Source organism: Desulfofarcimen acetoxidans DSM 771, from assembly GCF_000024205.1.
GTDB lineage: Bacteria > Bacillota > Desulfotomaculia > Desulfotomaculales > Desulfofarciminaceae > Desulfofarcimen > Desulfofarcimen acetoxidans.
Genome location: NC_013216.1, coordinates 2,242,565 through 2,255,247 on the forward strand (window position 1 = coordinate 2,242,565; position 12,683 = coordinate 2,255,247).

15 protein-coding genes are annotated in these 12,683 nt (G+C 39.5%); 14 read left to right on the forward strand and 1 reads right to left on the reverse strand.

Going from position 1 to position 12,683, the window contains the following annotated elements; all coding sequences use genetic code 11:
* Nucleotides 1–372 precede the first annotated feature (372 nt).
* The 7 genes from DTOX_RS10165 (at nt 373) to DTOX_RS10195 (ending at nt 5,924) form a co-directional block, all read left to right on the forward strand.
* Nucleotides 373–1,551: a D-alanyl-D-alanine carboxypeptidase family protein gene (locus DTOX_RS10165; RefSeq protein WP_015757596.1), complete on the forward strand. Its 1,179-nt coding sequence runs from the start codon at nt 373–375 to the stop codon at nt 1,549–1,551.
* 225 nt (nt 1,552–1,776) lie between these two features.
* Entirely contained in the window at nt 1,777–2,115 is a 339-nt protein-coding gene (gene spoIIAA / locus DTOX_RS10170; protein WP_015757597.1) for an anti-sigma F factor antagonist, read from the forward strand.
* Between the two features lie 11 nt (nt 2,116–2,126).
* Nucleotides 2,127–2,567 carry an anti-sigma F factor gene (gene spoIIAB / locus DTOX_RS10175; protein WP_015757598.1) on the forward strand — a complete coding sequence of 147 codons (441 nt, stop codon included), beginning with the start codon at nt 2,127–2,129 and terminating at the stop codon, nt 2,565–2,567.
* 29 nt (nt 2,568–2,596) lie between these two features.
* Entirely contained in the window at nt 2,597–3,376 is a 780-nt protein-coding gene (sigF, locus tag DTOX_RS10180; protein ID WP_015757599.1) for an RNA polymerase sporulation sigma factor SigF, read from the forward strand.
* 97 nt (nt 3,377–3,473) lie between these two features.
* Complete coding sequence (locus DTOX_RS10185; protein ID WP_015757600.1) at nt 3,474–3,668, forward strand: dodecin family protein; 195 nt, start codon at nt 3,474–3,476, stop codon at nt 3,666–3,668.
* Nucleotides 3,669–3,844: 176 nt separating this feature from the next.
* Nucleotides 3,845–4,423, forward strand: coding sequence for a stage V sporulation protein SpoVABEA (gene spoVAEA / locus DTOX_RS10190; protein WP_015757601.1), 579 nt, complete (start codon nt 3,845–3,847; stop codon nt 4,421–4,423).
* Nucleotides 4,407–5,924, forward strand: coding sequence for a spore germination protein (locus DTOX_RS10195; protein ID WP_015757602.1), 1,518 nt, complete (start codon nt 4,407–4,409; stop codon nt 5,922–5,924). Before spoVAEA ends, DTOX_RS10195 begins: the two co-directional genes overlap by 17 nt.
* Before the next feature lie 80 nt (nt 5,925–6,004).
* Here DTOX_RS10195 and DTOX_RS10200 read toward each other — a convergent pair whose 3' ends face one another.
* Nucleotides 6,005–6,712 carry a heparan-alpha-glucosaminide N-acetyltransferase gene (locus DTOX_RS10200; protein ID WP_015757603.1) on the reverse strand — a complete coding sequence of 236 codons (708 nt, stop codon included), beginning with the start codon at nt 6,710–6,712 and terminating at the stop codon, nt 6,005–6,007.
* Nucleotides 6,713–6,914: 202 nt separating this feature from the next.
* Here DTOX_RS10200 and DTOX_RS10205 point away from each other — a divergent pair, with 202 nt between their 5' ends.
* The 7 genes from DTOX_RS10205 (at nt 6,915) to DTOX_RS10235 (ending at nt 12,668) form a co-directional block, all read left to right on the forward strand.
* Nucleotides 6,915–7,115, forward strand: a complete 201-nt coding sequence (locus DTOX_RS10205; protein ID WP_015757604.1) for a DUF3006 domain-containing protein — start codon at nt 6,915–6,917, stop codon at nt 7,113–7,115.
* 30 nt (nt 7,116–7,145) lie between these two features.
* Nucleotides 7,146–8,030 carry a ComEC/Rec2 family competence protein gene (locus DTOX_RS10210; protein ID WP_015757605.1) on the forward strand — a complete coding sequence of 295 codons (885 nt, stop codon included), beginning with the start codon at nt 7,146–7,148 and terminating at the stop codon, nt 8,028–8,030.
* Between the two features lie 165 nt (nt 8,031–8,195).
* Entirely contained in the window at nt 8,196–8,969 is a 774-nt protein-coding gene (locus tag DTOX_RS10215) for a hypothetical protein (protein WP_015757606.1), read from the forward strand.
* Between the two features lie 212 nt (nt 8,970–9,181).
* A complete protein-coding gene (locus tag DTOX_RS10220; protein ID WP_015757607.1) occupies nt 9,182–10,183 on the forward strand; it encodes an acyl-CoA dehydratase activase-related protein in 1,002 nt (333 codons plus the stop codon).
* Nucleotides 10,180–11,280: a hypothetical protein gene (locus tag DTOX_RS10225; RefSeq protein ID WP_015757608.1), complete on the forward strand. Its 1,101-nt coding sequence runs from the start codon at nt 10,180–10,182 to the stop codon at nt 11,278–11,280. The genes DTOX_RS10220 and DTOX_RS10225 overlap by 4 nt, the downstream gene beginning before the upstream one ends.
* Nucleotides 11,277–12,266, forward strand: coding sequence for an acyl-CoA dehydratase activase (locus tag DTOX_RS10230; protein WP_015757609.1), 990 nt, complete (start codon nt 11,277–11,279; stop codon nt 12,264–12,266). The genes DTOX_RS10225 and DTOX_RS10230 overlap by 4 nt, the downstream gene beginning before the upstream one ends.
* A gap of 138 nt (nt 12,267–12,404) precedes the next feature.
* Nucleotides 12,405–12,668 carry a metal-sensitive transcriptional regulator gene (locus DTOX_RS10235; RefSeq protein ID WP_015757610.1) on the forward strand — a complete coding sequence of 88 codons (264 nt, stop codon included), beginning with the start codon at nt 12,405–12,407 and terminating at the stop codon, nt 12,666–12,668.
* Nucleotides 12,669–12,683: the final 15 nt, after the last annotated feature.

The window sequence follows — 12,683 nt, forward strand, 5'->3', positions numbered from 1 at the left end:
AAAAACACTACCCAAAACGACTGGCTAACACTAATTGCAACTAAAACCGAAAGACTACTTTCCGACTTCATGCAAGAACTGATTTCCAAATCACTGTAAGGATGGTGCTTATATAGATAATAGCATATTAGATTTAAAAATGCAATAGAAAAATACGATAAACTTTGTAATTATTCAGAAGTTATGAGCCGGAAGTTAGAATAAGAAACCGGCGAATACTGTTAATTATTGCTTCAGTACTATACGAATAAGTTTTTCGCCTTGTTGCATAATACAACTACAGAACTGATTACTATAAGCCTTTAGAAATCTCAATAATCTTTCGGTAAACCATAAGGCAGATATATATGCACAAAATAAGGAGGAAATAAAATGCGTCTTAGGGTATTTGCAACGGCACTACTTTTCGTTATTATATCAGCAATTTGTATAGTATCTAAACCCGGAACAATACAGGCCAAACCGGCAGTCCAGAATAATGAAGCAGGCTTGGAAACAACGGCTGAAGCTGCGATACTGATGGAAGCCAATACGGGAAAAATCCTTTGGTCCAAACAACCGGATAAGGAACTGCCCATGGCTAGTGTGACTAAAATCATGACCATGCTTTTAGCTGTAGAAGCGGTGGACGCGGGCAAGGTGAAATTAACCGATAAAATAACTACTAGCGAGAATGCCTGGAATATGGGAGGCTCACAAATTTATCTGGAGCCTGGTGAGGAACTAAGTATGGAAGAAATGCTTATTTCCATAGCGGTAGGTTCTGCAAATGACGCCTGTGTAGCTGTGGCCGAACACCTGGGTGGTTCGGAGGAAGCTTTTGTTGGTATGATGAATAAGAAGGCCAAAGAATTGGGATTAGCTCACACAAATTTTGCCAACACCAACGGTCTTCCGGTAGAAAATCACTATACTTCCGCTCATGATATGGCAATGATTATAAAGGAAGCTTTAAGGCACCCGCTTTTTGTCAAAGTTTCTTCAATCTATCGCTATGACTTAAGGGGCGGTGACTTTGTTTTATGGAATACCAACAAGCTTTTAAAGTGGTACGAAGGAACCGTTGCCGGTAAAACGGGCTGGACAAATGAAGCCAAATATTGCCTGGCTTCCGCAGTAGAACGAAAGGGACTGAGGCTAATAGCTGTAGTACTGGGAACTGCAGAACCTAAAAGTCATTTCCGGGAATCAATGAAACTATATAATTATGGCTTTGCCCGTTACCAGGCAGTGAACCTTGAGAACCAGGGTATTAAAGTGAAAACCGTAAATGTTGGAAAAGGAACAGACAGGGTAGTTGATATAGTAACGGCGGAAAAGGTTAGTCTGGTTGTCCCAAAAGGGCAGGATAAGGGTTATGAAAAGAAAATAATGGCCCCTGATTTAATTAACGCACCGGTTCAAAAGGGCGATAAGGTGGGTAAATACATAGTTGCAAAAGACGGGAAAGAAGTGCTGCAGGTGGATTTAATTGCTAATAAATCAATACCCAGAGCTTCATTGCTGCAGCAAATCTACCGGGTAGCTGAAGATGTGTATACATTAAATTAAAATAAGGGTCGGAATATTCTCAAAAAATCACCATTTTTATACTACACAGTAAAATAAAAACAACCCGTATCATTTTCTGGTGCTGCGGGTTTTTTTTTGACTTGCAGCAATCCTAATGAAATCCTGGCAGTAAAATTCTTTATTTCGACAATAGTTTTACAGAAGAAAAGCAGGATAACTTTTCTATTTGTAGAATAACTAGGAATATGGAAGGAGGATGCAGCTTTGTTTATAGACTTAGAGGTAAAAAATAACTCACTGGTTGTCAGATTAAATGGTGAACTGGATTTAAGAACTATCAATTATCTAAGAGAAACATTAGAAGAAGCTCTTGATAAAAGTAATGTAAAACATATGATATTGAACATGTATTTTGTAACATTTATAGACAGCTCGGCTCTGGGTGTTATTTTGGGCCGGTATAAAAGAGTTACGCAAAACGGTGGAAAGGTGGCTCTGGTAGGTATTCGACCTATGATTAAACGCATTCTGGATCTTTCCGGTTTACTAAGCATAATGTACGAGTTTCCTTCTGAGCAAGAAGCCCTGGAGAAAATCGGTTAGGAGGTTGTATTGTGCTATTAAAAAATCAGGTAACTATAAGTTTTTTGAGTATCTCTGAAAATGTGGCTTTTGCCAGGGTAACAACAGCAGCTTTTGCCAGTCAATTAGAATTTACTATTAATGATCTCGAGGAAATTAAAGTAGCGGTATCCGAGGCTGTTGCCAATGCAATAGTTCATGGTTATAACAATGCAGAAGATAAAATGATAACTATAGAAGTTAAATTATATGGCAATAAATTAGAAATAGCGGTAATTGATGAGGGAACCGGAATTCCAGATATTAAACAGGCACTTCAACCGTCTTTTTCTACTGATCCGGAAAGAATGGGGTTGGGTTTTGTATTTATGCAATCATTTATGGATAAACTAAAAATTAATTCTGTTCCAGGGAAAGGTACAAAAGTAATTATGATTAAAAATTGTAATAGTAGTATAAAAATGGCGCAATAGGTGAGAGTTGAAATAGAGTGGGGAATTATATGAGCACCAAACTATTAGAAATGAATCTACCCAGATTTCCTTTGTTAAAAGACGAAGAAATGCGACAGCTGCTGGCTAAAGCTAAGTTAGGTGACGCGGTGGCAAGGGAAAGACTGGTAAACTGCAATTTAAAACTGGTTTTTAATTTAGTCAAACGATTTAATAACCGTGGCTATGAGCTGGAGGATTTGTTTCAAATCGGCAGCATAGGGCTAATGAAGGCAATTGATAAGTTTGACTTGAATTATGATGTTAAATTTTCCACCTATGCCGTACCCATGATCGTTGGTGAGATTAGGCGTTTTTTACGTGATGACAATCCCGTGAAAGTTAGTCGTTCAGTTAAAGAAATTGCATATAAAGTTCAGCAAACAAAGGAAAGGTTAATAGGAAAATTAGGCCGGGAACCGTCAATAGGCGAAGTAGCTGAGGAGATTGGACTGTCCAAGGAAGAAGTTGTTATTGCCTTAGAAGCAGCTCAATCACCGACCTCAATTTATGAAACATTACATCAAGACGACGGTGATCCCATCTATCTACTGGATCAATTAAGCAGTAAAGAAGGCAATGATTTATTCTGGCTGGATCAAATCGAGGTTAAAGAACTGCTGAATAATCTGCATGAAAGAGATAGGCAGATTCTAATATGGCGATTTTTTGAAGATAAGACTCAATCTGATATCGCACGCAGGTTGGGACTTTCTCAGGTACAAGTTTCACGTTTAGAGCGACAGGCTTTAAATAAACTAAAAGAAGTAATGGCTGAAAATATAAAGTAATTGCTTTAAATGCCGGAGCGTTTTCTCTTTATGCATAAATAAGCCAATATAAGCCATAATAATTTTATGGCTTATATTAATTAAGGGGGTATTGTTTATGCATGTTAAAGTTACTGAAATTGTTGGGGAATCTCCGGACAGTTGGAAAGATGCAGTTGAATCAGCTATTGCAGGAGCAAGTAAATCATTGCCAAATATTTCCGCAGTGGAAATTGTTAATTTCACAGCCAATGTATCGCATGGTAAACTAACAGGCTATAAAGCCGATTGTAAAATCTGTTATAAGGATTAGTTTGCCGGGTTTATTGAAAGTGAGAGCGTCGGATTTCGTGATTTCAACTGATATTTAATATCTTGGAGAATACCGTCAGGTATTCTCTTTTTGTTGTTATACAATGTCCATAACATAAAACAAAGCTTTATGGGCAAGATATCTAAGGGTTATTTTTTACCCGAGGGGTAGATAAAATGAATACGAAAAAAAAAGTAATATTGGTTACAGATGGAGATGAAGCTGCCCGCCAGGCTATAGAAGTAGCCTCACAAAATGTGGGTGCGGAAACTTTAACAATTTCCGCGGGATGTCCTACCTTATGGTCCGGCAGCGAACTGGTAAGTCTCATTAAACAATCAAAGCATGAACCGGTGGTTGTTATGTTTGATGATAAGGGTGCTGCTGGAACCGGCAAAGGTGAAGAGGCTCTGGCCTACGTAGCCAATCACAAAGATATTGAGGTCTTAGGCGCTCTGGCTGTCGCATCTAACACCTATGCGCCTGGTATACGCGTAGAATCATCCATCACTAAAGATGGGCAGTTTATTCCCGGTCCGGTTAATAAATTTGGTAAAAAAATGCCCCGTTACATTAAAAATATACACGGTGATACCTTAGATATTCTTAAATATCTAAATATCCCTATTATCATTGGCATAGGTGATGTAGGAAAAATGGACGGTGCTGATGATTATCGCACCGGAGCAAAAATAACCACCAGGGCTTTTAAAGAAATTTTAGACAGGAGTGGTTTTCATGGCCCAGGCAGCTGAGAAACCAAGAAGAAAAGTTGGAGCTAAGCTGCAAGATAATATGGATTATTTGAAAGAGCACCTGGCGCTGGATGCAAACTTTGATTTGGTAACCAGGGAAATAACCATAGCCGGTAGAGATGCGGTCATTATTTTTGAAAATGCATTTTGTAATGCTGATTTGTTGATCAAAGTTTTAATTCCGCTCTTAGAAGTAAAAAGAGAGGATCTTGCGGTTGACCCGCTTAGAAAGCTGTTTCGGCAAAAAATAGGCCATATTGATGTTAATGTTGCTCAGGAGCTGGAGGAGGTAGTAGATACTGTTTTATCAGGACCTACTGCTCTTTTGGTGGATGGTGTAGACAATGCCTTTCTATTGGATCTCCGGCATTATCCTGTACGCAGCCCCGCAGAGCCTGATTTGGAAAAGGTTGTGCGAGGTTCCCGTGACGGTTTTGTTGAAACGCTGATGTTTAATGCAGCCTTGATTAGAAGGCGCATTCGCGATCCCAAATTACGGTTTGAATACATGCAGGCCGGTTTGCGTTCAAAGACAGACATGGCTATATGTTATATTGAGGATGTAGCGAACCAGGAGAATGTACAGAAAATCAAAGACAGTGTTGCCGACATTAAAATAGACGGCTTACCAATGTCGGAAAAAGCAGTGGAAGAATTAATTACGCCGGGTTCCTACTGGAATCCCTTTCCCAAAGTGCGTTATACAGAACGCCCGGATGTGGCTGTGGCCCACTTGCTTGATGGACATATTCTCTTGCTGGTGGATAACTCACCAAGTGTGATTATTACCCCGGCAACTTATTTTCATCACCTGCAGCATGCGGAAGAATACCGGCAAAATCCTACAGTAGGGATATATTTGCGCTGGGTTAGATATATAGGCGTAGCGATTTCTTTATTTTTGCTGCCCTTATACTTTTTGGCTTGCATACATCCGGATATATTGCCGGCTTCTCTAAAATTTATAGGTCCTAAAAAAGTCGGCTCCGTGCCCTTGTTTTTACAATTTATATTTGCTGAATTAGCTATTGATTTTGTCCGGCTGGCTACCATACATACTCCTGCCGCGCTGGCTACCTCAACCGGTATTATAGCTGCTTTGCTTATTGGAGATCTGGCCACAACTATAGGTCTGTTTTCTCCCGAAGTAGTTTTGTACACGGCAATCTCTGCTATAGGAACATTTTTAACGCCGAGTTATGAGCTAAGTGTGGCCAATAGACTCGTCAGACTGTTTTTATTAGTAATGGTAGGTATTTTAGGTCTGCCCGGCTTTATTATTGGAGTTGTGTTGACTTTTGTACTGCTGTTGACCACCAAGTCCTTCGGTGTCCCTTATTTATGGCCTTTAATTCCTCTGGATATGAGATCTTTAAGCTCTGTATTAATCAGAACACCGGTTCCCATGATAAACTTTCGTCCTAAAATACTCAAGACAAAGGATCCCGATAGACAACCTGTTATACCGCAGCCGGCCCGTAAGCCGGGAAAGAAGAATTAGCTTTGCAAGCAATTTTTTGTAATGCTTAGTATCAGACCTGCCGGTAAAAAGACGGCAGGTCTGATTGTTTAGTTCAAGTCTTAAACTGGCTTTCCCAGTGTATAGATTAAAAAAAGGATTAGTAACAGTACAGGCTGGTGTACCAGATATATAAGTAAAGAATGTTGGCCCAGAAAGCAAAATAAGTTTTTTTGGGGGGGTGAAAACTTAAATAAGCTGTGCTTTTCTCTATAGAACAGCTTGTTGATAGCAATACCGTATAAAAAAGGACCAAACCAGGGAATAAGAGGGTAGTAATCAATTGAAGAAAACTGCGGGCCAGGTAGACCAACAGGGCAAAACCAGCTATTACCTATTGTTAAATCCGAAATATAAACTTTGGATATTATTATAATGCTGCCTATTACAAACAGCGGGCAGGGATCAAGTCTGTTTACCAGGGGACTAAGCAGCATGCTCAGTCCGAGGAACTGCAGAATACCAAATATTATGTTGGAACCTGGCACAAATACTGCCGTCAGAAGGTAGATCAACATACCCAAGCTTATGAGTAAAGTTCCGCGCTTTAAATTATTTTTACTAAAAGAACAGCTTACCCCTGCAACTACGATAAATAGTGATGCAGCAATTTTGCCTGTATAATATATAATACCGGTTTGTATGTTAATTGGAAAGTTATAAAATACAGCCAGATCATAAAGCAGATGAAAAATAATCATCAAAATTATGGCAATACCCCTGATAAAATCAATTTCCCAAATGCGGTTGTAACTGTTATTTAAACTCATAGCCTATAATACCTCTCTACCCCTAAATCAATGATATTCTCATAATACCAATACCAATTATAACATAAATTAGATATATCAAATTCCCTCTAAGTTTACTAAAGAAAATTACTTGATTTATTTATTTTTTCTGCTAAAATTCTATTTTAGTACCAATATACTGCTTTAAAGCAGTTAACTTTTATTCTTTAGGTGGTGTTTTATGTTAATTATCGACAGGTTTGAGGAGGATCAGGCAGTGATTGAGTTCGGTGACAGGCTTTTTGTCATACCAAAACTTTTCTTTCCTTTGGATGCTAAGGAGGGCGATGTTATTAAGCTTAAGATAACCGTGGACAGGGAGGCTACAAGCAGTAGGGCAAAAATAATAAAAGGCTTATCAGAGGAGTTATTTGATAGCTAACGTCATTAAAGTTTTAATGGAGGTAGTCAATTGAACAAACGAAAGATATTTTGGCCGGTTTTACTGGTTTTACTGATTATTATCAGCGCAGGCTGCAGCAGATCAAGTAACAATTTAAGAAATACAGATACAGAGAAAGCAGTGTTACAGCCGGATTTAGGCAAGCAGGTAAAAGTGCACTTTATTGATGTTGGACAGGCAGATTCCATATTGCTGCAAATACCTGGCGGCCAAAATATTTTAGTGGATGCCGGTAACAATGAAGATGGCCCTCTTGTTGTAGAATACTTAAGAGAACAGGGAGTTCAAAAAATAGACTATTTGGTAGCGACACACCCGCACGAAGATCACATTGGCGGCATGGATAATGTTATTAAAAATTTTGAAATTGGCAAGGTATTTATGCCGAATATTCAAACAACAACGAAAACCTTTGAAGATGTCCTTTTAGCTCTGAAAGCGAAAGATTTGAAGATAACTACCGCTAAAGCAGGAGTAAGTGTTTTAGAACAGGATAATTTAAAAATGAATTTTGTTGCTCCAAATAAAAATAATTATGAAGACTTGAACAATTGGTCCGCTGTAATGCGAGTTCAATATGGAGATACAGCATTTTTATTAACCGGTGATGCTGAGCAGCTTTCTGAGAAGGAAATGCTTGCCGCCGGAGCTAATCTTAAAGCGGATGTATTAAAAATAGGCCATCACGGAAGCAACAGTTCTACCGGTAAAAAGTTTCTAAACGCAGTAGCTCCTGAGTATGCAGTAATATCTGTAGGTAAGGACAATGATTACGGGCACCCGCACAAAGAGACACTGGCCAGATTAACTAAAGCGGGAATTAAAATATATCGCACTGACCAAAGCGGAACTATTGTTTTTACTTCTGATGGGAAGAATATATCAGTTAATTGATTGTACGAATTAAAACCAAGAAATAAGGCCAGCTATACTTTAATGCAGCATAAAAGTGTTCTGGCCTATACAGGCATTATTTGCAACAGGCAGCCTTAATACTATTTACTTTGGGATAAATGTAGGTTAAAGTATAATCAAAAATTATTTCTAGGAAGGTACTATATGAATCCTCTTACATTTGAGCGAACAAAAGATATTATTAAAACTCCTTACGATTATACTAAATATGAAATAATGCAGCCGGTCAACCTATCAAATAAAACCTTAAGCTTATTGGATCGTATAGAAAATGAATTATTTCACCGAGTTATATTCGTTACTCCGGTAAAGCTTAAGGAAATTAGAAAATGGAATGTTTCTTTAAAGTTTAACAGATCCAATGATGCTTATTTTTTTCTGAATAATCTGGCTGATTTGAATGAGATTGCTATTGCCAGGGAATGTATGCGCATGCTTTTGCAGGCGGAAGGTTTCTGGCGCGGATACCTGAAGCCGGAAAGCCAATTGGTTGAGGACTTCTTGAATGAACTTTTAACCGGAATAGCAGTTGACCGGAGATTGCACAGCACAGGTATTGATCTTGCTGATTATTTGGTGGAAACGCAAGAACTAAATGCTAAAGCCTACTCTTTTCCATATGCTGTTTTAATCATGTTAAACAGGGATGAAAGAGTTTTAGCTTTTCGTACTCTGCAGCATTATCTCAGGGACAGGCTAAACGGTATTATACCTCCCAGTAAAAATTTCAAAAAAATTTTGCTCAATGAATTGCATGCAGTAGTTGAATACGCTAATCAAATTGAAAGGGTATTATTGGAATATGATCTGGCAGATCCGGACGGCTACCGACAGGCATTTACCGCTCTTATCCAGGCATTCTGGCCGGAAGCTACAGTCGAGTGGCGTAATGAGGTGGCAGACAAAATTAGTGATTAAATAATCTGTATGATAGAACACCTGAGAGGATACTTCTCTCGGGTGTTTTTTGTACTCCGGAAAATTATATTTATATTGGATTTGTGGATAAGTTAAGGTTAGTGCTGCTCGAAAATCGCCTAAGCGACTTTCTTGAATATTATTTGAATATTTGGCATAAATAACTTTTTAAATGTTCATAATATATTACTGTGGGAGCTAAGGATGGAGTGATGATAATAATAAATGTAAAAGTTGGTATACCCAGAGCCTTGTTGTATTACTATTTGTACCCGTTATGGAAAGTATTTTTTAACGAGCTTGGCGTAGAAGTTGTTTTATCGCCTCCCACTAACAAGAAGATAATAGGAGCAGGCTTAAAAATTGCTGTCGATGATACCTGCCTGCCAGTTAAGGTGGCTTTAGGTCATGTGCAGGAGCTGGTGGACAAAGTAGATTATTTATTTGTTCCCAGGTTAGTCAGTATTTCACCGCGTGAGTATGTTTGCCCAAAGTTTCTGGGTCTACCTGATATAACCAGGTATTGCATGAAAAAACTCCCTTCTATGATTGCAGTCAATTTTGATAATTACAAAAAAGAGAAAGATATATACAAGGCATATGATCAAATTGGCCGTTATTTTACCAACAACCCTTTGCGCATTAGAATGGCCTACTGGAAAGCCTGTCAGGCTCAAAAAAGATTCTGGTTTTTAATGGAACAGGGCTGCACACCCGAAAAAGCCTTTCCTTTTTGTATGGAAAAAAATTTGACTGTGGCAACGGAACCGGAACCACCTGCTGAACAAAAAGATTATAAAGTAGCAGTTATTGGTCATCCCTATAATATTTATGATAGTTTTATAAGTATGAATATTATGGATAGACTAAAGGCTATGGGAATTGAAACGGTTACCGCAGACAATATTTCTGAGCAGGCAATCCGTCAGGAAGCTTCGCGCCTGCCCAAAAAATTATTTTGGACACTCGGGCTTAGAATGATCGGTGCAGCTTATAAATATTTGGATAGTGACATTGATGGTTTAATACATATTTCTGCTTTTGGCTGTGGTCCTGATTCTATGAGCGGAGATTTAATAGATAGGCAGGCTCGCCGTGTAGGCAAGATACCTTTTTTAAACCTGACTCTTGATGAACACACAGGCGAGGCAGGAGTAGTAACCAGATTGGAAGCTTTTACAGATATGGTCAAGTGGAGGAGGGCATTAGCTTGAAAGTGACCTTTCCGCATATGGGTTATATGTGGGTTTGCCTGAAAGCCATGCTGGAGTACTTGGATGTTGAGGTGGTGGTACCTCCTCCTACCAGCAAAAAAACCCTGACTCTGGGTACCAAACATGCTTCAGAATTTGCCTGCCTGCCATTGAAATTAAATCTGGGCAATTTTATAGAGGCTTATGAGTTGGGGGCCGAGGCTATTTTGATGGCGGGTGGCTGTGGCCCCTGCCGGTTTGGTTATTATGCATATGTGCAAAAAGAGATATTGAATGATTTGCAATATAACTATAACTTAATAGTTTTGGAGCCACCGGAAAAACATATCTCGGAGTTTCTCATCAAAGTTAAACAATTAACCGGCAGTAAATCCTGGTATCAGGTAATTAAGGCTATCCGTTTTGGCTATCTTAAAGCAAAAGCTGTTGACGAGATGGAAAAAATCTCTCTAAAGAGCCGGCCACGTGAACTAAATACCGGCAGCACTGACCTGGCCTTCAAGCTGGCTCTGGCGGAAATTGACCGGGCAGGTACAACAGATGATTTGGCTGTGGCTTTGGTCAAGGCGAGAGAAATCATGTCCTCTGTAATACTGGATAATCACCGTTCCGTTATCAAGATAGGTCTGGTTGGTGAAATATATACTTTGTTGGATCCTTTTAGCAATCAGAATATAGAAAAACATCTGGGCAAAATGGGTGTAGAAGTAGATCGGTCTATTTATTTAAGCGAGTGGGTTAATGATCACCTGTTCATGGGTTTAGTAAAAAATGTACGCAGCAGAGAGGAAGCCTGCAGGGCTTCCCGTCCATACCTGAATCATTTTGTTGGAGGACATGGGGAAGAAACTATAGGCAATACAGTTTTGTATGCTAAAAATGGTTATGACGGGGTAATTCAGCTGCTGCCCTTTACTTGTATGCCGGAAATTGTAGCCCAGAGCATACTCCCCGGAGTTTGCACAGATCATAATATTTCAGTTATGAGTCTGATTTTAGATGAGCAATCCGGTGAAGCAGGTATAATCACCAGGTTGGAAGCCTTCGTGGATTTATTGAACAGAAAAAAAGAGCAAAGGGAGGCTGTAACAGCTTGAAAAGTTATATGGGTATTGATGTCGGCTCTGTGAGTATAAATATAGTCTTAATTGATGAACATTGTCAGGTTAGGGATGCTGTTTATTTGAGAACTCAGGGACAACCTATTAAAACACTGCAAAAAGGACTCAAAGAGATGGCCTCACGCTTACCCGGCAGTACACAGATAAAAGGAGTAGGTACTACTGGCAGCGGGCGTCATCTAGCCGGTGTAATTTTGGGGGCGGATGCGATAAAGAATGAAATTACCACTCATGCAGTGGCAGCATCACATCTGGTTCCGGGAGTACAAACAATTCTGGAAATAGGCGGTCAGGATTCTAAGATAATTTTATTGCGAAACAATGTAGTCAGCGATTTCGCGATGAATACTGTATGTGCGGCCGGTACGGGTTCTTTCCTGGACCAGCAGGCGGGCAGGCTAAACATAAAAATTGAAGACTTTGGCCCTATTGCCTTAAAAGCCAGCACACCGGTTCGTATTGCGGGGCGCTGTGCGGTATTTGCGGAGTCAGACATGATCCACAAACAGCAAATAGGTTGTGATATATCTGACATATTGGCTGGTTTGTGCGAAGCGCTGGTTAGAAATTATTTAAATAATCTGGGCAAAGGTAAAGAGATTTTAGCCCCGGTTGTTTTTCAAGGTGGAGTAGCGGCAAATTTAGGCATGATCAAAGCTTTTGAGCAAGCACTGAACTTGCCTGTGCAAATACCCCCTCATTACAATGTCATGGGTGCTGTAGGCGCGGCTTTACTGGCCAGAGAAGCCGTTAAAAAATCTTTGTCAAGCAGATTTAAGGGTTTTAATGTGGTTGATATTAATTACCGGGCGGGAGGTTTTGAGTGCTCCGGCTGTGCAAACTGCTGTGAGGTTATTGAAATTCGAAAAAATGAGGAAATAATCGCGCGCTGGGGAGACCGCTGCGGCAAGTGGAGTACTGCTTTAAATAATGATTTGAATACAGAAGAAAAAATAAGTTAAAAAGTCGGCTCCTTGCAAAGGGCCGATTCTTTTTTGACATATATTCATAAAAGCTATTGACAAAAACAGTGAGGTAGAGCATAATTAAGCATATATAATACCCCGGCAGGGTATAGTTCAGGCGGAAAGGTTATAGATATGGAAAACAGTAAAAAAGATATGTTAAACAGGCTAAAAAGAATTGAGGGACAGGTACGGGGTATTCATAAAATGATTGAAGAGGATCGCTATTGTGTGGATATTATGCTGCAAATCAGCGCAACCAGAGCAGCATTGCAAAAGGTCGCACTGTCACTCTTAGGAAATCACACCCGTGGTTGTGTGGCCGATGCCTTTAAAAAAGAACGGGGTGAGGAGGCAATTAAGGAGCTTGTACAGGTATTGGACAAATTTATGAATTAAAAGGTTGTGATAAGA

Excerpts from the sequence above, each read along its gene's own strand:
- DTOX_RS10220 (WP_015757607.1), top strand. The coding sequence starts at position 9,182 with ATGATAATAATAAATGTAAAAGTTGGTATACCCAGAGCCTTGTTGTAT.
- DTOX_RS10200 (WP_015757603.1), bottom strand. The coding sequence starts at position 6,712 with ATGAGTTTAAATAACAGTTACAACCGCATTTGGGAAATTGATTTTATC.
- spoVAEA (WP_015757601.1), top strand. The coding sequence starts at position 3,845 with ATGAATACGAAAAAAAAAGTAATATTGGTTACAGATGGAGATGAAGCT.
- sigF (WP_015757599.1), top strand. The coding sequence starts at position 2,597 with ATGAGCACCAAACTATTAGAAATGAATCTACCCAGATTTCCTTTGTTA.
- DTOX_RS10215 (WP_015757606.1), top strand. The coding sequence starts at position 8,196 with ATGAATCCTCTTACATTTGAGCGAACAAAAGATATTATTAAAACTCCT.
- DTOX_RS10165 (WP_015757596.1), top strand. The coding sequence starts at position 373 with ATGCGTCTTAGGGTATTTGCAACGGCACTACTTTTCGTTATTATATCA.
- DTOX_RS10195 (WP_015757602.1), top strand. The coding sequence starts at position 4,407 with ATGGCCCAGGCAGCTGAGAAACCAAGAAGAAAAGTTGGAGCTAAGCTG.
- DTOX_RS10235 (WP_015757610.1), top strand. The coding sequence starts at position 12,405 with ATGGAAAACAGTAAAAAAGATATGTTAAACAGGCTAAAAAGAATTGAG.
- DTOX_RS10185 (WP_015757600.1), top strand. The coding sequence starts at position 3,474 with ATGCATGTTAAAGTTACTGAAATTGTTGGGGAATCTCCGGACAGTTGG.
- DTOX_RS10205 (WP_015757604.1), top strand. The coding sequence starts at position 6,915 with ATGTTAATTATCGACAGGTTTGAGGAGGATCAGGCAGTGATTGAGTTC.